The organism is Kitasatospora indigofera (assembly GCF_014655955.1).
In the GTDB taxonomy this organism is placed as follows: Bacteria; Actinomycetota; Actinomycetes; order Streptomycetales; family Streptomycetaceae; genus Kitasatospora; species Kitasatospora indigofera.
Map to the genome: position 1 here is coordinate 18,483 of NZ_BNBO01000067.1, position 22,988 is coordinate 41,470.

The 22,988-nt window shown below is 75.7% G+C and carries 19 protein-coding genes; 8 read left to right on the forward strand and 11 right to left on the reverse strand.

The genetic code is table 11. From position 1 onward, the window contains the following. Positions 1–14: 14 nt before the first annotated feature. The 6 genes from IE329_RS34920 to IE329_RS34945 all read right to left on the reverse strand — a co-directional run bounded on the left by IE329_RS34920 (position 15) and on the right by IE329_RS34945 (position 8,097). On the reverse strand, positions 15–2,177 hold the full coding sequence (locus IE329_RS34920; protein WP_190215052.1) for a WD40 repeat domain-containing protein: 2,163 nt from the start codon (positions 2,175–2,177) through the stop codon (positions 15–17). A 193-nt stretch (positions 2,178–2,370) separates the two neighbouring features. Further along, on the reverse strand, positions 2,371–2,967 hold the full coding sequence (locus IE329_RS34925) for a GNAT family N-acetyltransferase (RefSeq protein ID WP_190215053.1): 597 nt from the start codon (positions 2,965–2,967) through the stop codon (positions 2,371–2,373). 277 nt (positions 2,968–3,244) lie between these two features. Then, positions 3,245–3,988, reverse strand: coding sequence for a phosphatase PAP2 family protein (locus tag IE329_RS34930; RefSeq protein WP_190215054.1), 744 nt, complete (start codon positions 3,986–3,988; stop codon positions 3,245–3,247). 291 nt (positions 3,989–4,279) lie between these two features. Beyond that, positions 4,280–5,413, reverse strand: a complete 1,134-nt coding sequence (locus IE329_RS34935; protein ID WP_190215055.1) for a DUF3103 family protein — start codon at positions 5,411–5,413, stop codon at positions 4,280–4,282. Between the two features lie 483 nt (positions 5,414–5,896). Continuing rightward, positions 5,897–7,393, reverse strand: coding sequence for an ATP-binding protein (locus tag IE329_RS34940; RefSeq protein WP_190215056.1), 1,497 nt, complete (start codon positions 7,391–7,393; stop codon positions 5,897–5,899). Beyond that, positions 7,390–8,097 carry a response regulator transcription factor gene (locus IE329_RS34945; RefSeq protein ID WP_229928009.1) on the reverse strand — a complete coding sequence of 236 codons (708 nt, stop codon included), beginning with the start codon at positions 8,095–8,097 and terminating at the stop codon, positions 7,390–7,392. The genes IE329_RS34940 and IE329_RS34945 overlap by 4 nt, the downstream gene beginning before the upstream one ends. 162 nt (positions 8,098–8,259) lie before the next feature. On the opposite strand from IE329_RS34945, the gene IE329_RS34950 reads away from it, so the two are divergent. The 4 genes from IE329_RS34950 (at position 8,260) to IE329_RS34965 (ending at position 13,821) form a co-directional block, all read left to right on the forward strand. Beyond that, a complete protein-coding gene (locus IE329_RS34950) occupies positions 8,260–10,599 on the forward strand; it encodes an MMPL family transporter (protein WP_190215057.1) in 2,340 nt (779 codons plus the stop codon). A gap of 107 nt (positions 10,600–10,706) precedes the next feature. Further along, positions 10,707–11,465 carry a hypothetical protein gene (locus tag IE329_RS34955; RefSeq protein ID WP_190215058.1) on the forward strand — a complete coding sequence of 253 codons (759 nt, stop codon included), beginning with the start codon at positions 10,707–10,709 and terminating at the stop codon, positions 11,463–11,465. A 241-nt stretch (positions 11,466–11,706) separates the two neighbouring features. Beyond that, positions 11,707–12,714, forward strand: coding sequence for an NADP-dependent oxidoreductase (locus tag IE329_RS34960; protein ID WP_190215059.1), 1,008 nt, complete (start codon positions 11,707–11,709; stop codon positions 12,712–12,714). Positions 12,715–12,906: 192 nt separating this feature from the next. Next, the gene (locus IE329_RS34965) at positions 12,907–13,821 is read left to right on the forward strand and encodes an arginase family protein (RefSeq protein WP_190215060.1); all 915 of its coding nucleotides are present in this window, start codon (positions 12,907–12,909) and stop codon (positions 13,819–13,821) included. A gap of 55 nt (positions 13,822–13,876) precedes the next feature. Here IE329_RS34965 and IE329_RS34970 read toward each other — a convergent pair whose 3' ends face one another. After that, complete coding sequence (locus IE329_RS34970) at positions 13,877–14,233, reverse strand: hypothetical protein (RefSeq protein WP_190215061.1); 357 nt, start codon at positions 14,231–14,233, stop codon at positions 13,877–13,879. A gap of 292 nt (positions 14,234–14,525) precedes the next feature. Beyond that, entirely contained in the window at positions 14,526–15,092 is a 567-nt protein-coding gene (locus IE329_RS34975) for a cysteine hydrolase family protein (RefSeq protein WP_190215062.1), read from the reverse strand. Between the two features lie 283 nt (positions 15,093–15,375). Here IE329_RS34975 and IE329_RS34980 point away from each other — a divergent pair, with 283 nt between their 5' ends. Beyond that, positions 15,376–17,085: an MFS transporter gene (locus tag IE329_RS34980; RefSeq protein ID WP_190215063.1), complete on the forward strand. Its 1,710-nt coding sequence runs from the start codon at positions 15,376–15,378 to the stop codon at positions 17,083–17,085. Between the two features lie 139 nt (positions 17,086–17,224). Continuing rightward, positions 17,225–18,094 carry a YhjD/YihY/BrkB family envelope integrity protein gene (locus tag IE329_RS34985; protein WP_229928010.1) on the forward strand — a complete coding sequence of 290 codons (870 nt, stop codon included), beginning with the start codon at positions 17,225–17,227 and terminating at the stop codon, positions 18,092–18,094. A gap of 103 nt (positions 18,095–18,197) precedes the next feature. Here the strand turns inward: IE329_RS34985 and IE329_RS34990 are convergent, their stop codons facing one another. Then, a complete protein-coding gene (locus IE329_RS34990; RefSeq protein WP_190215064.1) occupies positions 18,198–18,626 on the reverse strand; it encodes a hypothetical protein in 429 nt (142 codons plus the stop codon). A 387-nt stretch (positions 18,627–19,013) separates the two neighbouring features. Here IE329_RS34990 and IE329_RS34995 point away from each other — a divergent pair, with 387 nt between their 5' ends. Continuing rightward, positions 19,014–20,765: an amidohydrolase gene (locus tag IE329_RS34995; protein ID WP_229928011.1), complete on the forward strand. Its 1,752-nt coding sequence runs from the start codon at positions 19,014–19,016 to the stop codon at positions 20,763–20,765. 64 nt (positions 20,766–20,829) lie between these two features. On the opposite strand, the gene IE329_RS35000 is transcribed toward IE329_RS34995, so the two are convergent. Continuing rightward, on the reverse strand, positions 20,830–21,261 hold the full coding sequence (locus tag IE329_RS35000; RefSeq protein WP_190215066.1) for a GNAT family N-acetyltransferase: 432 nt from the start codon (positions 21,259–21,261) through the stop codon (positions 20,830–20,832). Between the two features lie 429 nt (positions 21,262–21,690). Between IE329_RS35000 and IE329_RS35005 the strand changes: the two genes are divergently transcribed. Then, positions 21,691–22,482, forward strand: coding sequence for a class I SAM-dependent methyltransferase (locus tag IE329_RS35005; protein WP_229928012.1), 792 nt, complete (start codon positions 21,691–21,693; stop codon positions 22,480–22,482). 51 nt (positions 22,483–22,533) lie between these two features. Here IE329_RS35005 and IE329_RS35010 read toward each other — a convergent pair whose 3' ends face one another. Continuing rightward, the gene (locus tag IE329_RS35010; protein WP_190215067.1) at positions 22,534–22,809 is read right to left on the reverse strand and encodes a hypothetical protein; all 276 of its coding nucleotides are present in this window, start codon (positions 22,807–22,809) and stop codon (positions 22,534–22,536) included. Positions 22,810–22,988 lie beyond the last annotated feature (179 nt).

Here is a 22,988-nt window from a genome sequence, read left to right on the forward strand (position 1 = left end):
GCCTGCCGCGCCGGTCAGAGCGTGATCGCCCCGCCCGGACCGACCACGTGCAGGCCGGCCTCGCCGAAGGCGACCGCCAGCGGCAGCCGGTCCAGCTCGGCCTCGTTCAACAGCGTTCCGCTCCCCGCGTGCCAGAGCCGCAGGGTCGCCTCCTGGTCGCCGGAGGCCAGCAGGGCCTCACCGCCCAGGTCCTGGAGGACGATGCTGCGCACCGGGGACCCGCCGCCGGCGAAGTCCCCCGCCGGGCTGCCGTCCCGGGCGTCCCAGATCCGCAGCGACCCGTCCGCGCCGCCGCCGACCAGTACCTCGCGGCTCTCCAGCAAGCCGAAGGAGAGCGCGCCGACCGGGCCCGGCAGGGCGCCGACGGGCACCGGGCCGGGGGCACCGTCGGTCGCGTCCCAGAGCCGGACCGTGCCGTCGGGGCCGGCGGTGGCGAGCGTCGGACGGCCCGCCACCGAGCCGACGGCCAGCGCCGTCACCCCGGCCGGGTCGGCCGTCAGGCGCAGCAGCGGGGCGCCGCCGAGCGCCTCCCTCACCCGGACGGTGCCGTCGGTGCCGGCCGAGGCGAGCAGCGCCCGCCCGTCCGCGTCCGGGGCGCCGACGGCGACCGCCGTGACCGGCCCGGTGTGCGAGGTGGGGACGGACAGCGGGGCGCCGCTGCGGGGGTCCAGGCAGCGGACCGCGCCGGTGGCGGTGCCGCAGACGACGAGCGTGCGGTCGCCGGCCGGGCAGAGCGCCACCGAGGTGACCGGCCCGCCGTCCGGGGCAGCCGTGTGCAGTGCGGTGCGGGCGGCCGCGTCCCACAGGCGCAGGGTGCCGTCGCCGTGGCCGGCGGCCAGCACCGGCCGCCCGTCCAGTTCGCCGACGGCCAGCGCGTTGACCGGGAAGTCCTGGCCGGCGCCGGGGGCGCAGTCGCCGACGGCCGTCCAGGTCTCCGGGTCCCAGAAGGTGAGTTGCCCGCTCTCGTCGCCGGTGACCAGCAGGTCCCGGCCGTCCTGCGGGACGGCGGCCAGGGCGGTGAGCCAGCCGCGGGCGACGGGCCGGCCGTCCAGCGCGCGGGCGGTGTAGACGTCCCAGGTGCGCACGGTGCCGTCCAGGGCGCAGGAGGCGAGCAGGGGGTCGCCGCCGGTGCGCAGGAAGGCGAGGGCGGTGACCGTGCCGGAGTGGCCGGTGAGCACGGCGAGCGGCTGCCCGGTGGCGAGGTCCCAGAGCCGGACGCTGCCGTCCTGCCCGGCCGAGGCCAGCAGGGCCTGGTCACCGAGGCTGAGGACGGCGAGCGCCGTGACCCGGTCGCTGTGGCCCACCAGCAGGTGGAGCTGCTCGCCGGTGGCGGCGTCCCAGACGCGTACCAGGGTGTCGTCGCCGGCGGCCGCGACCAGGTCGAGGCCGGCGCAGCGGGCGTGGCAGAGGACCGCGGCGCCCTGGCCGGCCACCGACAGCAGCCCGAGGGCCCGGCCGTCCTCGGCGTGCCAGGCCTGGACCTCGCCCTGGCGGCCGGCCGAGAAGACCAGCGGTACCCCCTGGACGAGTCCGGCGGTCACCGCCTGTGCTCCCTCGCCGCCGGCCGTGCCGTGCAGCAACGCTCCGCTGACGGCGTCCCAGACCTGGACGGCGCCGTCCGCGCCGCCGACGGCGAACAGTTCGCGGCCGCCGGCGGCGCCGAGGGCCAGGGCGGTCGGCAGCACACCCGCCTCGGTGCCCGAGCCGCCGAGCGGGTCGGCCCCGTCGAGGGCGACCAGGCCGAAGCCCTGCTCGGGTTCGGCCAGGGCGTAGGCGGCGCGTCCGCCGACCGTGCCGATCGCGGCGGCGGGCCGGGCCGTGGATCCGGCGGCGGCCGGGTCGATCTCGTCCAGCGCGAGCAGGACGCCGGGCAGCCGGCCGGCCGCGGCCGGGTCCAGGACCTGGGCGGCCAGCGCCTCCAGGGCCCGCCCCACGCCCGGGACCGGGGTGGCGGTGGCGTCGTCCCAACTCGCGTCCCCGTCCGGCAGCAGGCCGACGACGGTCAGCCGGCGGCCGGTGCCCGGCTCTGCGGCGTCCTGGCCGGGGGCGGCGCCGGGCGGGCCCGAGCGCAGTGCGCCCAGGACGCGATTCAGGACGGCCAGGTCGAGGCGGCCGGTCCGTACCGTCCGGGTGGTGCCGGCGACGGCCTCCACCCGGAGCCGGCCGTCCGCCGCCACGGTCAGTGCGACCCGGCCCGACGGGAGCTGCGCGCCCCCGTGGACGTATGACAGGCCGTGTACCGACGATTCGTCAGTTCCGGCCGTAAAGACCGGAATCCCGGTTCCCCCCGACATCACGTTCTCCTCCTGGACGGCATGGCCGTCGCCTTGTCCTCACAGAGCACCCCCGTACTCGGAACAATTTCCTGCTTCAGCACAGATCCGCTGGCTGCAGGGTGGCATGCACGGCGTCGTGCAGCGTGTGGGTCCGCGAGCTGCGGAACAGCCCCGGACGGTAGCCCGCGCGCCGGAATCCGATGGACGCGCCCACCACCTGAACGGGCATGTTATCCCTTGCGGCGTACGCGTCAATATGACCCAGGCCAAGGCCGTCGAAGCCGAATCTGCAGATCAGCCGTAGTGCGGAAGCCGCCACCTTGAGGCTGCGCGCCTCCGGCAGCAGCCAGATCGAGGCCTCGGCCGCACGCTCCGCCGGCCGCAGGTCCACCAGTTCGGCCCAGCCCACCGAAGGCCCGTCGCCCACCACCACCGAGAAGTACGCCGCCCGGTCCCGCGCCCAGAGGGCGCCGGGCACTTCGGCGAGCCAGCGGCGGGCCGCCGCCTCGTCCTGATGGGGGATGACCCCCTGCATGAACTCGCGGACCAGCGGATCCCTGGACCCGGCCAGCACGGTGGCGGCGTCGTCCGCCTCCGGCCGCCGGATGGAGACCTGACCATCCGTCAGCGTCGGTACGGGCAGCGTGCTCAGAAGACGCATCACCAGCCCCTTCCCCTGCGCCGTGGCCACCAAGCAGACCACCTCTACACGCGGAGATCAAACCGGCTCCAGGGCCCCCGAACAACCGTCCGGAGCCCCCCGAACCCGCCGGTAGCCTGGCTCAAGGGCCCCCGGACCGCCCGAGAGGCCCCCGGCGGGCTTTGCCAAGAATTTGCCGTACGGGGTGAACGGCACGCCAAGTCCACCCCGAACCCGCACATCACCCGCCCACCGCACCACGCGAGCCCGGGCGGCCACCGACGCGACCGGCGCGACCGACGGCCGGAGCGCGCCACCCGGTGCACCGTCACCGCGGGGCCTCGCCCGGCCCTGAACCGCCCCCGCTGTCCGCGGACCCCGTCGGCGCTCCGTCCACCGGGTGCGCCCGGCGGAGGGCCGGCGGGACCAGGGCGAGGCAGAGCACGAACCAGCCCGCCGCGAGCAGCCAGCCCCCGAGGACGTCCAACGGCCAGTGCACACCGAGGTAGACCCGGCTGAGCCCGACGGCCACCGCCGCCACCCCGAGCAGCAGCGCCACCGGCAGCGCCAGGCGGCGCCGGGCGGTGCGGAGGACGGCCCAGGCCAGCAGGCCGGCCGCGAGCGCGCCGGTGAAGGCGTGGCCCGAAGGGAAGGCGTAGCCGCTCGGCGAGGCACCGACCCAGTCGGCCGCCGGCGGCCGGGGCCGCGCGAAGGCCAGCATCAGCCCCCTGCGCAGCAGTTGCCCCAACGCCAGCACCAGCACCGGTCCGCAGAGCCACCAGATCCGCCGCCGCCCCGGTCCGGCGCCCCGCGCCAGGAGGACTCCCGCCGCCACCGCCGCGGTGTACGGCGGGACTCCGGTGCCCAGGTCGGTCACGGTGCCCGCGACCCGCACGGCCCAGGCGGGACGGTGCGTCACGGCCCAGTCGTGCAGCCACGACTCGGCGGCGAACGGCCCCCAGCCGTGCAGCGCCAGCAGGAGGGCCAGCACGCCGAAGGCCGTCAGCGCGAGGACCGCGACGAGGGCGACGGCGCGCGTCGGGGCCGGGGCCGGACCGCTGGGCTGGGGCATCCGCGGAGGGCCTCTCGTCGCCGGGCCGTGGTCACATCCATCGGTCTACATCAGTGTAGACCGATGGATGTGACCGTGGATCATCGCGACGCCCTCCGCCCCGGCCCGGACGGCCCGACGACCGATGACCGATGACCGATGACCGATGACCGGAGTCAAGCCCGCGGGCGGGCGGGCGTCAAGCACCGCCGGGAGCGTCCCGCCCGCACGGGTCGGCGGGTCCCGCGGAGCGTCTCCCGAGCCCCTGGCGAGGGCCACCCCGGACGGGCCGGGTCATCCGCCGGCCGGCGGTCAGAACTGCTCGACGAAGTACGGCGAGACGCTCAGCCAGCCGTTGGCCGCCGCGCCGTCGAGGCGTCCCGAGCTGGTCCGGGCGAGGGTGTACCAGGAGTCGACGTAGTCCGGGTCGTCGGTCCACCAGGAGGCGGGGACGGCCGACAGGACGGCGTTCACCAGCGGGATGTAGGCGCCCTGGTCGGCGATGGTGAGCAGGACGGCGGCGATGGCCGTGGCGAGGGCCTGGTAGTTGGTGTCGCCGTCGTCCTCCATCAGGACGACGTCGGCCAGGTTGTACTTGTAGTTCGACCAGTTCACCAGGATCTGGTTGGGGCGGTAGACCGTGCCGTCGTTGTTCAGGTAGGGCATGTCGACCGGGTCGACCCGTACCTTGCCGTCCAGCCCGAAGCCCGTGACCAGGGCGAACATCTCGGCATCGCCCTTGAACCAGGGCTCCTCGTCGTCCTTGACCTCGACGGCGTCGACCTTGGTGGCCCACCAGCCGGCAGCGGCGGCGGCCGGGGCGGCGGGCCGCGCGACCGGCAGGTCGATGCCTTGGCGGGCGAGTTCGGCGCCGAGCACCCGCAGGCCGGCGGCCGTGGTCCGGGCGGAGTCGAGGTCGACCAGGTAGACCGGCCGGTCCGGGACCTTCCCGGTCGCCAGCAGGTGGGAACGGCCCGCCGTGTCGTAGGCGGTGATCGTCCGGGCGTGGTCGTCGGCGGTGGCCGCGGCCACCAGCGGGGCGACGCCGGCGTCGAGCGCCGCCCGCATCGCGGGGTCGGCCAACTGCACCTGCAGCAGCGGCCCGAGGTCGGCGCCCAGGCCCTTCGCGGCGGCGATCCGCCGGTCGGCGGCCGCCACGCCGGCGGCGAGGTCACGGGCGGCGGGGGCGGCGGAACCCGAAGCCAGCGGGCCGAGTTGTGCGGTGCCGGCGTCCGCGCCGGCCCGCAGCCGGGCGCGCCAGTCGGCGTCGGCGAGCGAGCGGGCGAGGTCGCGCGCCACCTGCTCCTCGATCCGGGTGACCTCGGCGCCCTTCGCGGGCGGTGCGGAAGGCGCCGGCGAGGCCGTCGCCGGGCCGGCGGTGATGGTCAGTAACGCTACGGCGGCGACGGCGGCGAGGATGCCGCGACGGGTGCGGGAGCGGGACATGGGTGTGCACTCCTGACGGGTCGGGGAGGGCGGACGACACCGGGTGCGGCGCGCCGCGTCATGTCCAGTGCGTACATGACAGAGCATCGATACCCAGCAGCGGCGGCTCTCAACAGCTGCTTCGGCGACGGCCAACCACAAGGCCATCAGCGCGAGTTGCCGGTTGCCGTACGGGCAGTCGGGCAGCCCCGGAACCGCCGGGGCGACGACGGGGCCGGCGGGTGTGCGGCGGGACGTCCGGCCCGGAGCGCGGCCGGGCCGGACGGTTCGAAGCGCGCCCGCTCAACTCCCAACCGGCCGGGGCCCGGGCAGGACGACAAACCCTCCGTCCGGCGTCCCGGGCGGCACGCCAGGCCCGCCGGGGGAGGTGGGTGCGGTGACCCGGTGGGCCGTCCGGTGAAGTCCCGGCGGCCGTCCGGAGGCAGGGCCAGGTCCGCTCCCCCACCGCCGGACCGCTGCCCCAGCACCGGTCCGGGGGTCCGCTCAGCCGACCGTCGGCGGCAGCGTGACCGTGAACACGGCGCCGCCCTCGGGCCCGTGGCCCTCCACACGGATGGTGCCGCCGAGCAGGCCGCTCAGCCGGTGGGCGATGGCCAGGCCGAGACCGCTGCCCACCGGGCGGGTCGCCCGGTACCGCTCGTACAGTGCTCCGCCGTCGAAGGCGACCCGGACGTCGTCGTCGGTCAGACCCGGCCCGCTGTCCCGGACCTCAAGGTGCGCGCCGCCGCCCGCCGCGGGCCGCACCGCCAGCACCAGGTCACCGCCGGCCGGGGTGACCCGCAGGGCGTTGCGCACCAGACCGTCGATCAGCTGCCGGACCCGGAAGGCATCGGTGTCGACCAGCACGGGCGGCCCGGCGGATCCGGGACCGGCAGGTTCGGGCCCGGGCGATCCGGGACCGACGGGTTCGGGTCCGGGCGATCCGGGACCGGCAGGTTCGGGTCCGGGCGATCCGGGACCGACGGGTTCGGGCCCGGCGGCCAGCTCCACCCGCGGGCGCACACCCTGCCCCTCCCCCGGGCCGGCCCAGAACGCGGCGGCCTCGGCCACCAGCGCGGAGAGGTCCGTACGACCGGTGTCGAGGCGGAAGTCCTCGGCCTCCAGCCGGGCGAGGTCCAGCAGGTCGCCGAGGAAGCGGTCCAGCCGCAGGGTCTCGCCGGCCAGGATCCGGCCGACCTCGGGGAGCCGCTCCGGCTCGATCAGGCCGTCGGCGAGGGCCTCGGCGTAGCCCTGCAGCGCGGTCAGCGGGGTGCGCAGTTCGTGCGAGACGGACAGCAGGAAGTCCCGCTGCCGGTTCTCGCTGCGGGCCAGCGAGGCGTCCAGGACGTTGAGCGCGCGGATGATCTCGGCCGCCTCGCGCGGCCCGTCGACGACGGCGCCCACCCCGCGCTCGCCGTCGGCGAGGCGGTGCGCGGCCCGGGCGGCCGCCACCAGCGGGCGGGCGGTCCGCCGGGCCAGCAGGGCGCCGGCCAGCGCGGCACCGAGCAGGCCGGCCACCAGCGGCAGGACGGTGCTGCGGCGGATCCGGCCGGTGTTCCGCTCGACGACCGAGTACGGCTCGGTCAGCACGACGGCGCCGCCGCGCGGGCCGGGCCGGCCGACCAGCAGCACCTCCTGGCCGGCCAGCACGCCCGTGGTGGAGACCGGCCGCCCGGCCAGCAGCTCGGCCCTGGACGCGAGGTCCAGCGCCGGGGTGGCGGCGCCGGCCACCCGCCCGTCGGGGGTGAGCACGGCGAACTCCTCGCCGTTCGGGCCGCCGAGGGCCTGGGCGCCGTTGAAGAGCAGCGGCGAGAGGTCGGGCACCCGGCTGAGCACCGTCGCCTGCCGGGTCAGCTGCTCGCGTTCGCGCTGCTCGGCGCCGTGTGCGGCGGTCTGCCAGGTGACCAGCCCGGTCAGCAGCACCGCGAGGGCCGCCACGGCGGTGGTCGACCCGACGATGTTGCGGGTGAGGGAGCCGCCTGAGGAGTGCCCGCGGCTCATCCGGCCGGGTCCGTCGCGCTGTAGCCGACGCCGCGCACGGTGCGGATCGGGCTGGCGTCGCCGAGTTTGGCGCGCAGTTGGGAGACGAAGACGTCGACCATCCGGGTGTCGCGGTAGCCCGGGTAGCCCCAGACCCGGGCGAGCAGCTGCTCCCGGGTGAAGACCTGCCCCGGGTGCCGCACCAGGTGCTCGATCAGGTTGAACTCGGTGGTGGTGAGCTCCACCGGCCGGCCGTCGCGGCGCACGGTGCGGCTGACCGGGTCGACGGTGAGCCGGCCGACGCTGCCCGGGGGCGTCCGCGGCGGCCCGGCGGCCCGCCGCAGGACGGTCCGCACCCGGGCGACCAGTTCGCGCGGCGAGAAGGGTTTGGTCAGGTAGTCGTCCGCGCCCAGCTCCAGCCCGAGGATCCGGTCCGCCTCCTCGCCGCGCGCGGTGACCAGCAGCACCGGGGTCCAGTCCCCCGCGTCCCGCAGGGTCCGGCAGAAGGTGATGCCGTCCAGGCCGGGCAGGCCGATGTCCAGCACGATCGCGACCGGGTGCATCCGCCGGGCCGCCGCCAGGCCGGCCGCCCCGTCGCTCTCCACGTGCACGCCGAAGCCCTCGCGGGCCAGGTACAGCCGCTGCACGTCGGCGATGTGCCGCTCGTCCTCGACGACCAGCACCAGGCCCTTGGACTGCGTCGCCAGGCCCTTGATTTGCGTCACGGCTGCCACTCTCACCTGCGGGGACGTGAGGGGCACTCACGTACGGGACGCCGACGATGCTAGCCACGCGGGCCGACGGCCGTCCCGCGGCCCCCGCGGCCCGTACATTCCCCGAACAGTGCGCCCAAGGTCCCCGAACACCGGTGCGGCAGAGTGCCGCCCATGCAGAGACCATCCACCGGCGCGGTATCCACCGGCTCCGAAGCACCCGGCACCGAACCGCCCGGCACCGCGCTGCCCGGCACCGAACCGCCCGGCATCGGAGCCACGGGCGCCCCGTCCGCCCCCCGCCCGAAGCCGGCGGGCGCCCCGGCACCCGGCCCACCCGGCCTGCTGCACCGGACGGGGCGCTGGTGCGCCCGGCACGCGTGGCGCGTCATCGCCGTCTGGGCCGTGCTGCTGGCCGGACTCGCGGTGGCCGACCACGCCTGGGGCGGCGACTACGCGGACAGCCTCACGCTGCCCGGCACCGGCGCCCAGACCGGCGCGGACCTGCTCCGGGCGCACGGCAGCGGGGCAGCGGGGGTGAGCGCGCCGATCGTGGTCGGCGCCGGCCCGGGGTCGCTGGCCGGCCACCGGGCCGCGATCGAGGCGGCGGTCGGCGGGCTCGGCCGGCTGCCGGACGTCCTCGCGGTGACCGACCCGCTCACCACCCCCGGCGCGCTCTCCGCGAACGGCTCCACCGGCATCGTCACCGTCCACTTCACCGGCAACCCGGCCGGCTTCGGCCCGGCCTACCTGGCCCGGCTCGACGACGCCGTCGGGCCGCTGCGGGCCGACCGGCTCACCGTCGAGTACGGCGCACCGCTCGGGCAGCTGGCCGCGCCCAGGGCCGCCGACCGGGCGTCCGAGGCGATCGGCCTGGCGGTCGCCGTCCTGGTGCTCCTGCTCGGATTCGGCAGTGTCGCGGCGACCGGACTGCCGCTGCTGACCGCGGTGGCCGGCCTGGCCGCCGGGCTGTCCGCACTCGGCCTGCTGGCCGCCCGGGTCGGCTTCGCCCAGTCCGCCCCGACCCTCGCCGCGATGATGGGCCTGGGCGTCGGCATCGACTACGCCCTGTTCCTCACCACCCGCTACCGGGCCCTGCTGCGGGACGTTCCGGAGCCCGCCGAGGCGGTCGGCCGCACGGTCGCCACCAGCGGCCGGGCCGTGCTGGTGGCAGCCGCCACCGTCGCGACGGCGCTGGCCGGCCTGTACGCCGGCGGGGTCTCGTTCATCGGCACCCTCGGAGCGGCGGCCGGACTGACCGTCCTGGTCGGCGCCGCGGCCTCACTGACCCTCACCCCCGCCCTCCTCGGGCTGCTGGGCGGCCGGATCGACCGGCTCCGGGTGCGGACGCCGGTCTCCGAACCGGCCGGCGACGCGGACCTCTGGCACCGCTGGGCCGGCGTCCTCGGCCGCCGGCCGTGGCTTTTCCTGGTGGGCGGTCTGCTGGTGCTGAGCGTGCTGGCCGTGCCGGCCGCCGCCATCCGGCTCAGCCACCTGGACGCCGGCTCGCAGCCCACCGGCCGGACCGACCGGCGTGCCTACGACCTGATCGGCGAGAACTTCGGCCCGGGCGCGAACGGCCCGCTCACGGTCGTCGTCCAGCTGGACGGCTCGCTGGTGGCCGACCGGGCCCGGCGCGAGGCGCTCGCCGCGACGCTGCGCCGGGAGCTGGCGGCCCTGCCCGGCGTCGCCGCCGTCTCGCCCCCGGTGACCGCGCCCGACGACGTCCTGCTGATCAGCACGGTCACCCCGGAGGCGGGCCCGCAGGACCGGAGCACCGCGGAGCTGTTCCACACCCTGCGGGACACCGGTCTGCCGCACGCGCTCGCCGGCACGGACGCCACCGGATACGTCACGGGCGGCACCGCGACCGGGCTGACCTTCACCGACACCCTGGCCGCCAGGCTGCCGCTGGTGGTCGGCGTGGTGGTCGCGGCCGCGTTCCTGCTGCTGCTCACCGTCTTCCGCAGTGTGCTGGTCGCCGTCAAGGCCGCCCTGCTCAACCTGTTCTCGATCGCCGCCGCGTACGGCGTGGTGGTCGCGGTCTTCCAGTGGGGCTGGGGATCCTCGCTGCTGGGCGTGACGGCCGAGGTGCCCGTGGAGTCCTACGTGCCGATGATGATGTTCGCGATCGTCTTCGGGCTCTCGATGGACTACGAGGTCTTCCTGCTCTCCCGGATCCGCGAGACCTGGCTGCGCACCGGGGACAACCACCTGGCGGTCGCCACCGGCCTGGCCGCCACCGCCCGGGTGATCACCTGCGCGGCGGTGATCATGACCAGCGTCTTCCTGGCCTTCCTGCTGTCCAGCAGCGTGGTGGTCAAGATGCTCGCAGTCGGCCTCGGTGTCAGCGTGATCATCGACGCGACCGTGGTCCGCCTGCTGCTGGTGCCCGCGAGCATGTACCTCTTCCGCCGGGCCAACTGGTGGCTGCCCCGCCGGCTGGACGAGCTGCTCCCGCACTTCGACCCCGAGGGCCCGGCCGTCCCGGCCGCCGGGGGTGGGCCGCGGTGAGGCGACGGTGCTTGCGCTCCGGGCCCGGCCGGTCCCGGCTCCCCGGGCCCCGGTCCCCGCGGCTCCGGCCGGGTCCGCGCGGGCGCCGCGCCGCGCTGCTCGCGGCCGTGCTGGCCCTGGTACTGGTCGCCGGCGCGGGGGCGGGCGAGTTCACGGCCCGTCAGCTGATCCGGAGCAGGATCGCCCGGCTGGCGCCCGCGCTCGGGGACGGCCTGACGGCACGCACCGCCGGCGGCCCGGCGCTCTGGGCCCTTGCGCACCGGCGGATCCCCCGGCTGGACCTCAGCACCGAGGACGCCCGGCTGGGACCGCTCCCGCAGGTCACCGTCCGCGCCCGGCTGGACGATGTCCGCCTCGGCACCGCCACCTCGGTCGCCGGCACCCACGCCGAGGTCACCGTGCCCGTCCGGTCCCTGGGTGCGGCCGTCCGCGCCGCCGCCGGGTCGGTGCCGGTCGGCCAGGTCCGCTCCGACCCGGTGGCGGGCACGGTCGAGGTGGCACTGGGCCAGGGCGGTCTCGGCCGGCTGACCCTGCGACCGGTGATCGCCGACGGCCGGGTGTCCCTGACGGTGTCGAGCCTGACCGTCCTCGGCCGTGCCGTCCCGCCCGACAGCCTGGGAAGTGCAGGTGGACTGGCCGGTGCGGGTGGACCGGCCGGTGCGGGTGGACCGGCGGGTGCAGGCGGGCTGAGGGGCGCCGGCGGGCTGGGCGCGGCCGACGGCCGCCCCTACCCACTGGGCCTGCGGGCCGGATCCGTCCAGGTCCTCCCGGAGGGCCTCCGGGTCGTCCTGGACGGCGGGCCCGGCACGCTGTCCGGCCGGGACGGCGGCTGGACGGCCGCCCCCGGCCCCGCTGCGGCTCCCTGACCACGGCGGGGCCGGCCCCCACAGCGGCGGGGGAGGTCCCGGCCCTCGTGAGCGGCCCCGTCGAAGGGCGGTCGCCCCTTCGGTCACGACGCGCCTAGCCAGGTGAATAAGCGCTTGCTTAGACTACTCGCGCAACCCCACGGGCCGCCCGCCCGAACCCGCGGCCCGTGCCGCCCGGAACGGCCGGGCGGGCCGGGTGGCCGGCGCCCCGGCCGGTCACCCGCGAACGACAGGAGACGTCATGTCCGGAACGAACCGCCAGATCCGCCTCGCCGCGCGACCGGTCGGCGAGGTGAAGCCCGAGGACTGGGAGCACGTCACCGAGCCGGCGACGGCGCCCGGGGAGGGCCGGTTCGCCGGACGGACGCGCTTCATCTCGCTGGACCCGGCCATGCGCGGGTGGCTCGACGACCGCCCGTCCTACCTGCCGCCGGTCGGCATCGGCGAGGTGATGCGGGCCGGTTCGGTGATCGAGGTCACCGAGTCCGAGCACCCCGGGTTCCAGCCCGGCGACCACGTGGTGGGCACCTTCGGCGTCCAGGAGTACGTGGTCTCCGACGGCAAGGGCGTGCTCAAGGTGGACCCGGCGCTCGCGCCACTGTCCACCTACCTCGGCGCGCTGGGCATGCCCGGGATGACGGCCTACTTCGGCCTGCTCGACGTCGGGGACCTCAAGGAGGGCGAGACGGTCGTGGTCTCCGGCGCGGCGGGCGCCGTCGGCACCATGGCCGGCCAGATCGCCAAGGTGAAGGGCTGCCGGGTGATCGGCATCGCCGGCGGCGCCGACAAGTGCGCCATGCTGACCGGGGAGCTCGGCTTCGACGCGGCGATCGACTACCGCGCGGACGACGTCAGGAAGGCACTGCGCGAACTCGCGCCGGACGGCGTGGACGTCTACTTCGACAACGTCGGCGGCGACATCCTGGACGCGGTGCTGACCCGGCTGGCGCTCCACGCGCGAGTGGTGATCTGCGGCGCGATCAGCCAGTACAACAACGAGACGCAGGTCCAGGGCCCTTCGAACTACCTCAGCCTGCTGGTCCGCCGGGCCCGGATGGAGGGCTTCGTGGTGTTCGACTACGCGCCCCGCTTCGGCGCCGCCGCCCGCGAACTCGCGGGCTGGATCGCCACCGGCCGGATCAAGGTCAAGGAGCACGTGGTCAGCGGCTCGCTGGACGACTTCCCGGCGACCCTCCAGATGCTCTTCCGCGGCGAGAACGTGGGCAAGCTGGTGCTGGAGCTGACCTGACCTCACTGTGGTCGGCCTGACCTGGGCCGAGCCGGATCTGCACCGGCCCGGGACCGGACGGCGGCGCGGGCGACGGTGCGGACGGGCGGGCGGGCGGGCCAGCAGACAGCAGCGGGGCACTTGGTCCCGTCCGGTCCTGTCGGGTCCGCCCGCCCGCTCGCACCCGCCCGGGCCGACGGCGATGATGAAGGTATGCCACGGGATCTTGTCGTCGTGGGCGCGCCGACCAGTGCGGGCAGTTACGCACCGGGTCAGGAGGCCGCACCACGGGTCTTGCGCGAACTCGGCCTGCTCGACCGCCTCCGGGCGGCGGGCCGCCGGGTCCGGGACGCCGGCGACGGACCGCTCCAGGTCTGGGCGCCCGACCCGGGACACCCACGGGCACAGAACCTCGCGGCGGCGGTCCGGGCCGTGCGGGCGGTCACCGATCAGGTGACGGAGGCCCTGGACCAGGACGCCGACGTCCTGCTGATCGGCGGCAACTGCACCCTCGCGCTCGGCGTGATGGACGCCCTGATCAGGCACGACCCGGGGGCGGGCCTGCTCTACGCGGACCGGCACTTCGACCTCAACACGCCGGTGAGCACTACCGACGGCGCCCTGGACTGGATGGGTCTCGCCCACGGACTGGACCTGCCCGGCGCGGCGGAGCAGCTGGCCTCGGCCTTCCACCGCCGCCCGCTGCTCACCCCGGAGCAGCTGTACCTGCTCGGCACGGACCCGGCTCGCGCCACCGGGTGGGAGCGCGAGCAGGCCGGGCTGCTGTCCTTGCGGTGGGTCTCCGGCGCGGACCTGGCCGGGGCGCCGGACACGGCGGTGGCCGGGGCGCTCGCCGCCCTCCCGCCGGGGGCGCTGGCGGTGCACATCGACGTGGACGTGCTGGACTTCACCGACGCGCCGCTCGCGGAGAGCACCGACGGCCGCAACAGCGGCCCGTCGCTGCAGGCGATCTCCGGAGTGCTGGACACCGCCTGCCACGACCCCCGCGCCCGGGTGCTCTCGATCGGCGAACTGAACCCGGCGCGAGCCGCCGGCCACCCGGAGATCCTGGACGCGTTCGTCGCGAGCGTGACGAACGCGCTGCGGGACACCGCGGCGCGCACCTGAGACCGGGCCCCGGCCTGCCGGCGCGACGTCCGCCCCCCGCCGCCTACGCCCCCGCCTACGCCGGTCCGTCGTGCGCCGGTCCCTCGTCGGCCGGTCCGTCCGAGGGCGGCCGACGCCGCAGCGGGAAGGCCGCCGCGAGCCTGCCCCGAGCCCAGCCCGACCCGATCGGCTCCGGCTCCGCCCGGCCCGGACCGTCCGGGCCGGGATCCGTCGCGGAACGGCCTGCGGCGCTGCCCGGGAGTTCCAGTTCACCGGGCGGCACCCGCAGCAGCTCGTCGATCCGGTCGGCGGCCCGACGGGGGCGGTCCGGGCAGGGCCAGGCGCAGCCGCCGTGCGGGGTGCGTTCGCGCACGGCGAGGCAGGCGGCGCAGCTCTCCATCTGCGCCGCCGCGTCCCGGCCCGCTGCCGCCACCGTCGCTCCCGCCGTCTCGTACCGGGGCACCGCCGCCCCGGGTCGTCGTCGAGGAACGGTACGGGCCCGACCGGGCCGACGGGGGTGAACGTGCCGTTCCTCACCCGTGGCGCTGGTCACGGGCGGGGCGTCCGACGGGCCCGGCCGCAGGGGCTCGCCGCGCGGCCCGGACCTGAAGACAGAAGGAAGCTGCGCATACGACCCAGCTGTCGCCGGAGGCCGCCCTTTGGGGCCGGCCCGGCAGCAGCCCGTCCCGCCCGGAGGGTGTCCGGGCGGGCCGGCCCGCCCGGGCTCAGGCGGTCGGCCTCACCCCGAATTCGACGTCCGCCGTGGCCACCGTCCCGGCCGTCCGGCCCGGGGCCGCGTGGTACGTCCAGTACAGGTTGGTGTGGGCGATCACCTGCTCGGGCGGCGGGGCGCCGAAGGAGGAGAGGTCCTCGGTCGTGTGGGCGTCGGCCACCAGCAGGGCGTCGTATCCGCGGACGATCGCGCCGTGCAGGGTCGAGCGGATGCACTCGTCGGTCTGCGCGCCCGCGACGACCAGCCGGCCGACGCCGCGCTCGGCGAGCACCGGCTCCAGGTCGGTCGCCTCGAAGGAGTCGGCGTACGTCTTGTGCACCAGCGGCTCGTGCTCGCGCCGCACCAGCTCGGGCACGTACTGCCACTTGTCGCTCTCCAGCGGCAGGTCCGCGCTGCTGTGCTGCACCCAGACGACCTCGACCCCGGCGGCCCGCGCCCGGTCGACCAGGGTGGCGATGTTGGCGACGACCTTGTCGCGGTCGTACGCGTCCCCCACCACGCCGTTCTGCACGTCGATCACGAGCAGCGCGGTGTCGGGTCGGTCGGCGAGCGTGGTCATGGCGTCTCCCTCACGTCCGGAACGTCGGCACGGCCAGGCTAGGCCCCGGCACTGACAACGGCGCCGGACAACGGCCGCCCGCACCCGGGGGCGTCCTCCGCCCGGGTCCCGTGGAGCGGCGGCCGGGCCGCACCGCCGCAACGGGACGGCACGGGACGGCACGGCACGGCACGGCGGGGCGGGGAAGCGGCCGGAGCCCGGGGCCGGAGCGGGCCGCCGCCATTCGGCTGAACCGACCGGAACGCCTGCGGCCGGTTTCCCTCCCACGTGGCAGGCTCTGCGTATGAGCGCCGGAAGAGAACCTGCCGGTAGAGCCGGAGCCACCACCGTCCTGGCGACGCTGGCGGCCGGTCAGTTCCTGATGGCCCTCGACAGTTCCGTGATGAACGTGTCGATCGCCACCGTGGCCGAGGACGTCGGCACCACGGTGAGCGGTCTCCAGGGGGCCATCACCGCGTACACGCTGGTCATGGCGATGCTGATGATCTCCGGGGGCAAGGTCGGCGCGATCATCGGCCGCAAACGGGCCTTCACCATCGGCTGCGTGATCTACGGGGCGGGCTCCGCCACCACCTCGCTGGCCCCGAACCTCACCGTCCTGCTGCTCGGCTGGTCACTGCTGGAGGGGATCGGCGCGGCGCTGATCCTGCCGGCCATCGTGGCCCTGGTCGCCGGGAACTTCACCGTCGAGCGGCGCCCAGCCGCTTACGGCCTGGTGACGGCCGCCGGGGCGATCGCGATCGCCCTCGGGCCGCTGATCGGCGGCATCGCCACGACGTACTTCTCCTGGCGCTGGGTCTTCGCGGGCGAGGTAGTGGTGGTGCTCGGCATCCTGCTGCTGGCCCGGCGGCTGGCGGACGCGCCGCCGGACCGCCGCCCGCACCTGGACGTGGTCGGCGCGGTCCTCTCCGCGCTCGGCATCGGCCTCTTCGTCCTCGGGATCCTGCGCTCCGGCAGCTGGGGCTGGTTCTTGCCCAAGCCGGGCGCACCGGCCTGGCTGGGGATCTCGGCGACCGTGTGGCTGATGCTGGCCGGCCTGCTGCTGACCTGGCTCTTCCTCCGCTGGGAGAGCCGCCTGACCCGCCTGGGCGCCGAACCGCTGGTCGAACCGGCCCTGCTGCGGAACCATCAGCTCACGGGCGGTCTGACCATGTTCTTCTTCCAGTACCTGGTGCAGATGGGCGTGTTCTTCCTCGTCCCGCTCTACCTGTCGGTCGCCCTCGGCCTCTCCGCGCTGATGACCGGCGTGCGGATCCTGCCGCTCTCCCTCACGCTGCTGGCCGCGGCACTCGCCATCCCCAGGTTCCTGCCCGAGGTCTCGCCCCGGCGGGTGGTGCGCCTGGGCATCCTCGCCATGCTCACGGGGGCTCTGGTGATGCTCGCCGCGCTGGACGCGGACGCCGACGCGGCCGTGGTCACCGTTCCGCTGCTGCTGATCGGCCTGGGCATGGGGGCACTTGCCTCCCAGCTCGGCTCGGTCACCGTCTCCGCGGTGCCGGACGAGAAGAGCGCCGAGGTGGGCGGTGTCCAGAACACGGTCACCAACCTCGGCGCCTCGATCGGCACCGCCCTGGCCGGCTCCATCATGATCGCCGCCCTGACCACCTCCTTCCTCACCAGCATCGAGCAGAACCCGGCCGTCCCCGACGAGGTCAAGGCCCGGGCGAACACCGAACTCGCCGCCGGCGTGCCCTTCCTCTCCGACGCCCAGCTCACCACGGTGCTGGACGACGCGAACGCCTCGCCCGAGGTGACCACCGCCGCCCTGGACGCGAACGCCGAGGCCCGGCTGGACGGCCTGCGGGCCGCGCTCGCCGTCCTCGCCTTCGCCGGGCTCGGCGCGCTGTTCTTCACCCAGCGCATCCCGGCGACCCAGCCCCGCGCACCAGGTGCCGGGGTCGCAGCAGGTGCCGGGACGCCCGCACCGCAGGGCCCCGGACCGGCCGGCCCCGTCGACCCGACGGACCCGGTCCACCCGGCCCGCCCGCGGTAACGCCCAGGGGATCGCCGGCCCCGCCCCGTCCCGCCCCGTCCCGTCCCGTCCCGAGGAGGGAACGACGGCAAGCATCGACCGCGAGCGCGTCCTGCGGACGCTGACCTTCTGGCTGCGCCCGGACTTCGCCCTGCGCGTCGTGAACCGCTTCCAGAAGATCGTCGGTTTCGACCGCTCGATGGCACTCGCCTCCAGCGCGCTGACCTCGCTGATCCCCTTCACGATTCTGGGCGCAGCGGTGCTGAGCCGGTTCGGGAGCGAGGACATCGCCAGCCGCATCATCAGCCGCTACGGCCTCACCGGCGGCGGCGCCGAGGCGGTGCGCAGTCTGTTCGCCCCCACCACCAGCGAGGCGGACCCGGGCGTGGGCGTCCTCGGAGCACTGTTCCTGATGATCTCGGTCCTCAGCTTCACCCGCGCCGCCCAGCGCCTGTTCGAACAGACCTGGGAGCTGAAGCCGCTCAGCGTGCGCAACACCCCGAACGGCCTGTGGTGGATCCTCTCCCTGGGGGCCTACCTGACCGCCACGAGCTGGATCCGGGTGCTCTTCGGCAACGGCCGGCTCGAACTGGGCGCGGCCCTCTGCTCCGCCCCGGTGACGGGGGCCTTCCTGTGCTGGACGGGCTGGATCCTCTCCGCCCGCCGGATCCCCCGCTATCTGCTGCTGCCGTTCGGCATCGTCGCCTCCGTTCTCACGGCGGCCTACTCGATGGGCGCGAGCCTCTACCTCCCGCGCCTCTTCAACTCCTACGCCACCCGCTACGGCTCCCTCGGCGCGGTGCTGGCGCTGATCTCCGCGCTCTTCGGCGCCATGCTGGTGATCGTCGCCTCGGCCGCGCTCGGCCGCGAGGTGGGCGACGAACTCGACCGGATCCGGCGCGGGCAGCGCCCCGCCGACGACGAGATCAGACGGCAGTGGGCCAACGTGGTCGACCAGACCCGCTCACGGTGGCACACCGCCCGGGAGCAGATCTCCCGTCACCGTCCCGAAGGCCGTGACAAGTCCTGAGCACCGACCCCGGCCCGGACCCGCTCGGAATCGTTCGGATGCGCCCGGACCCATTCGGACTCGTTCGGACTCGTTCGGACGGCCCGGGAACGCTCGGTGGCGCTCAGACGTGCGGCTCGGCCGGCCTGCCGAGCGGAACGGCGGACCCCAGCGGCGCCAGCACCACGGCGGCCGACGCCAGCGACTCGGCGAGCAGCGCGGCCGTCCGGCCGGCCTCGTACAACTGCTCACGGGCGTCGCGGGCGGCCCGCAGGGCGTCGTAGCCGGCACCCGCGCCGGGGTCCTCCCCCGGGCCCGGCCCGATCCGCCCGGCGGCCTGCTCACTGCTGAGGAATCCGGCCAGGACGTCGAGGAGTTCGGGCAGCCGCGCGGTCAGGCCGGCCAGCGCGGCCGCGGTCTCGGCGGCGTCCGACGGGTGCACCAGCCCGGGGTGGCTGCTCCGGGACGTGGACAGGGCGGCGCTGCGCATCAGTTCGGCGGCCTCCGCGGTCAGTTCCGCGATCGACAGGCCCGGGGGTACGGGATTGCTCACAGTGGTCTCCTTCGGGTGTCCGGAGGCCGCCCCCGAAGCGGTCGGGCGGCCCGCAGCCCGTCTGCCCCGTCGCCCCGGCGACAGGCCCGCCGACCCGGAGAATGGCCGGGAAACGACGGTCGGCCCACCGGCTTGCATCGGCGCGCGGGACGAGCGGACGCGGGCGGGTGCAGGTGGACGCGGGCGGGTGCAGGCGGGTGCGGGCCGCCCGAGGGACGCGGGCGGACCGACGGAGCGGACCGGACGGCGCCCCGAGCCCGCGGTGGTGACGGGCGGGTGCGGTCCGGTGCCCGCGATGGTGCGTGCCGGAACCACCATCACCCGTCCGGGCCACCTAGAGTGGCCGCGACGGTACTCATGGTGATCTACGCGAGGAACGGCCTGGTCATGGCAATGGACTCAGCACGCGGTGCGGCGCCCGGGGACGCGGATGTGATCTTCTTCGGCGGGGAGATCGTGACGGTGGCCGACGAGCCGGGAGCGGCGCCGCCCGAGGCGGTGGCGGTCAAGGACGGCAGGATCGTCCACGTCGGTGAGCGCGCGCGGGCGATCGCCGACTGGCAGGGCCCGGGCACCCGGCTGCGGGACCTCGAAGGACGCGCGCTGCTGCCGGGCTTCATCGATGCCCACGGCCACCTCACCGGGACAGGACTGCAGGCCACCATCGCCAACCTGCTGCCGGGACCCGACGGCGAGGTCACCGACATCGCCTCGCTCCAGGCCAAGCTGCGGGAGTTCGCCGCCGGCGAGGTGGGCGGGCGCTCCGAGTGGGTCATCGGGTTCGGCTACGACGACTCGATGCTCGCCGGGAAGCAGCACCCCACCCGGCAGGAGCTGGACGAGGTGAGCCGGGACCGTCCGGTGCTCGCCGTCCACCAGTCCTTCCACCTCGGTGCGGTCAACAGCCGGGGTCTCGAACTCCTCGGCTACGACGCCGGCACGCCCGACCCGCGCGGCGGCGTGATCCGGCGCGAGGACGAGGCCCGGCCGCACGGCACGCCCAACGGCGTCCTGGAGGAGTCCGCCTTCAACCCGGCCTACGGCCTGGCCGTGACGGGCATGCACGAGGACGACATCGCCCGGTTCCTGTCGACGGGTCTGGCGGCCGCCGCCGGCTTCGGCTTCACCACCGTGCAGGAGGGGGCCGCCACCCTCGACACCCTGGACGCCCTGCGGGAGGCCGTGAAGGACTCCGTGGCGGGCCTGCCGATCGACGTGGTCGTCTACGTGAAGGCGGACGAGGCGCTCGCCCACCCGGAGCGGGTCCGGGCGAGCCGGGAGTACGAGGGCGGACTGCGGGCCGCCGGGATCAAGATGGTCCTGGACGGCTCGCCGCAGGGCCGCACGGCCTGGCTCACCCAGCCCTACACCACCCCGCCGGACGGCACCGGGCCGCAGTACCGCGGCTACCCCGTCCTCGACGACGAGACGGCGCTGGCCCAGCTCGGCACCGGCTTCGCACAGGACTGGCAGGTCATCGCGCACGTCAACGGCGACGCCGCCGTCGACCAGTTCATCACGACCGTACGGACCGTCACCGCCGGGGCCGGGCCGGCCGACCGGCGGCCGGTGGCGATCCACGCCCAGACCGCCCGCGAGGACCAGATCGACGCCTTCGCCGAACTCGGCATCATCCCGTCGTTCTTCTCGATGCACACCTACTACTGGGGCGACTGGTACCGCAAGACCGTCCTCGGCCCCGAGCGGGCGCAGGACATCTCCCCCGCCCGCTGGGCGCTGGACCGGAAGATGATCTACACCTCGCACCACGACGCCCCCGTCGCCCTGCCCAACTCGATCGCCATCCTGGCCAGCCAGGTCACCCGGGTCACCCGCTCCGGGTACGTGCTGGGCGAGCACCAGCGGGTGTCCGCGCGGGACGCGGTGAAGTCCCTCACCATCAACGCCGCCCACCAGTACTTCGAGCAGCGGGACAAGGGCAGCATCGAGGTGGGGAAGCTGGCCGACCTGGTCGTCCTCAGCCACAACCCGCTCACCGTCCCCGCGATGAAGATCAAGGACATCACCGTCGAGGAGACCATCAAGGCGGGCACCACCGTCCACGACCGCCGCGACCCCGCGGGCGCCCGCACCCCCGTCCTGGTCACCCGCGACGCGGCACCCGGCCGGCACTGCTGAGGCGTACGGGGCCGGGGGCCGGACGGTCGCGCCCCGGCCCCCGGCCCCGCGGCCGGCCGGCGGCTCACTCGTTGACGATCGCCATCCACCAGTCCGGCTTCGGCAGGGCGACGAATCCGGCCTTGGCGTACACCTCGTGCGCGTCGGCGGTGGCCAGCAGGACACGCCGCACCCCGTAGGGGGCGAGGTGGTCCCGGACCGCGGCGGCCAGGGCCGTGCCGAGGCCCAGGCCGCGGGCCTCCGGAGCGATGTAGACGTCGCACAGCCAGGCGAAGGTGGCCCGGTCGGTGACCACCCGGGCATAGCCGACCTGGGCGCCGGCGGAGCGTTCGTAGACGCCGAAGTTCAGGGAGCTCGCGACGGCGAGATCGTGCTTCTCGCGCGGGCGGCCCAGCGCCCAGTAGGCGTCCTGCGACAGCCACCGGTGGACCAGGTCCGCGTCCAGGCGGTCGGGGTCGGTGGAGATTTCGTATCCGGCGGGGAGATCGTTGTCCATGCCCGCATGAGATCAGCACCGGCCGCCGTCCGGCCAGCGAATTCACGGGCCGCGCGCGCCGGCGGGCTCCCGGGCGGGGCCGCACCGGGTACGGCCACGGGCCACGCCCGTGGGACAGGTGCGGCCGGCGGATGCCGGATACGCTCGTAAGGGTCCGCACCGACAGACCGCGACCGCTCCCCGGAGTGCCGTGGAGCACGGACGGAGGACACCGTGTCCCCAGACGAAGGGCCCGTCGGGCCGGCCGGCGGCGAGGCGGACGCGGCGCGTCCGGCGGGCACGGCCGGCCCCGCGAACCGAGCCGCTGCCGCGAGCACGGCCGGGAGCACGAGTACGACCGGGACGGCGGGCACGACCGGCCGGACCGGCAGCGGCAGGCAGCCGGCCGCCTCCGCCGGGCCGCCTGCCGACGCAGGGTCGCGAGGCCGGGTGGACGGCGCGGGCGCCGGGTACGGCGAGGCCCTCTTCGAGCCGTGGAAACCCGGCGAGGGCGAGCGGATCGACCTCGGCTCCATGGCCTACGACACCTTCACCCGGGCCCGGCTGCTCGCCCTCGGGGCCGGCCCCGGGACCCGCTGCCTCGACATCGGCGCCGGCACCGGCACGATCTCGCGCTGGCTGGCCGGCGAGGCCGGCGTCGACGAGGTGCTCGCGGTGGACCGCGACGTCCGGTTCCTGGAGCCGCTCGCGGGTGGCGCGCTGCGGACCCTGGCCGCGGACGTCACGGAGCCCGGCTTCGCCCCCGGCCGGTTCGACCTCGTCCACGCCCGCTTCGTGCTGATGCACCTGCCCGAACACCGCCGGGTGGCCGCCCGGCTCTGCGAACTGCTCAACCCGGGCGGCCGCCTGGTGCTCGGCGACGCCGTCGACCTCACCACCGCGGCCCCGCCGGACACCCCCTACCGGCTGGCCATGCGGGCCATGTGGCAGGCCCTGCGCAGCACGATCGGGACGGACATCAGCTGGACGCCCGAGTACCCGCGGCTGCTGCGCGACCTCGGGCTGACCGAGATCGGGGCCGAGATCCAGGTGCCCGCGCTGACCGCCGGCAGCCCGATCGGGGCGTTCTGGCTGGAGACCTGGGAGCGCACCCGCGAGGCGATGCTGGCCACCGGCCTGGTGGACGCCGGCCTGCTCGCGGAGGCCGCCGAGTCGATCACCTCGGGCAGCGTCGCGGACCTCTCCCCCGGACTGGTCACGGCCTGGGGCCGGCGGCCCTGACCGTCCGCCGCCCCGCTCCCGCCCCGTCCGGGCGATCCGGCGGACCGGTGGTCAGGGGACGTCGCCCTCCCAGTCCCAGCGGGACGGGTCGCCCGGACGCGGCCCGTAGCAGGCCCGGCCGCCGGCCCCGTGGGCACCGATCTCGGTGGGCAGGGCCGCGCCGTCCGCCAACTCCGCGGCGCTCCAGCCGGTGACGTCCAGCAACAGCCCGTCCAGCGGCCCGGCCACCAGCTCCCGGTACGCGTGCCCCGCCCTCGGCCCGGGGTCGGGATCCTCGTGGTCCGCCCCGTACACCCGCCCCCGCATCAACCGCTCGTCCTCGTCCATCACCGCAGCATCGCACCCGCCACCGACACTCCCGGCGGGTCGGCACAGGCGGGTCGGCACAGGCCGCCCGGGGCCCGTCACCTGCACCGGACGACGGTCCGGCGGCGGGCACGGACGTGCGCCTGAACCAGCCGCGGGCGGGCGCGGCGAAGGGTACTCGGGGCCACTCTGCGGGGCCG

Coding starts and splice junctions, on each gene's coding strand:
- IE329_RS34930 (WP_190215054.1), bottom strand. CDS start 3,988: ATGCCCCAGCCCAGCGGTCCGGCCCCGGCCCCGACGCGCGCCGTCGCC.
- IE329_RS34935 (WP_190215055.1), bottom strand. CDS start 5,413: ATGTCCCGCTCCCGCACCCGTCGCGGCATCCTCGCCGCCGTCGCCGCC.
- IE329_RS34940 (WP_190215056.1), bottom strand. CDS start 7,393: ATGAGCCGCGGGCACTCCTCAGGCGGCTCCCTCACCCGCAACATCGTC.
- IE329_RS34950 (WP_190215057.1), top strand. CDS start 8,260: ATGCAGAGACCATCCACCGGCGCGGTATCCACCGGCTCCGAAGCACCC.
- IE329_RS34960 (WP_190215059.1), top strand. CDS start 11,707: ATGTCCGGAACGAACCGCCAGATCCGCCTCGCCGCGCGACCGGTCGGC.
- IE329_RS34965 (WP_190215060.1), top strand. CDS start 12,907: ATGCCACGGGATCTTGTCGTCGTGGGCGCGCCGACCAGTGCGGGCAGT.
- IE329_RS34975 (WP_190215062.1), bottom strand. CDS start 15,092: ATGACCACGCTCGCCGACCGACCCGACACCGCGCTGCTCGTGATCGAC.
- IE329_RS34980 (WP_190215063.1), top strand. CDS start 15,376: ATGAGCGCCGGAAGAGAACCTGCCGGTAGAGCCGGAGCCACCACCGTC.
- IE329_RS34995 (WP_229928011.1), top strand. CDS start 19,014: ATGGCAATGGACTCAGCACGCGGTGCGGCGCCCGGGGACGCGGATGTG.
- IE329_RS35000 (WP_190215066.1), bottom strand. CDS start 21,261: ATGGACAACGATCTCCCCGCCGGATACGAAATCTCCACCGACCCCGAC.
- IE329_RS35010 (WP_190215067.1), bottom strand. CDS start 22,809: ATGGACGAGGACGAGCGGTTGATGCGGGGGCGGGTGTACGGGGCGGAC.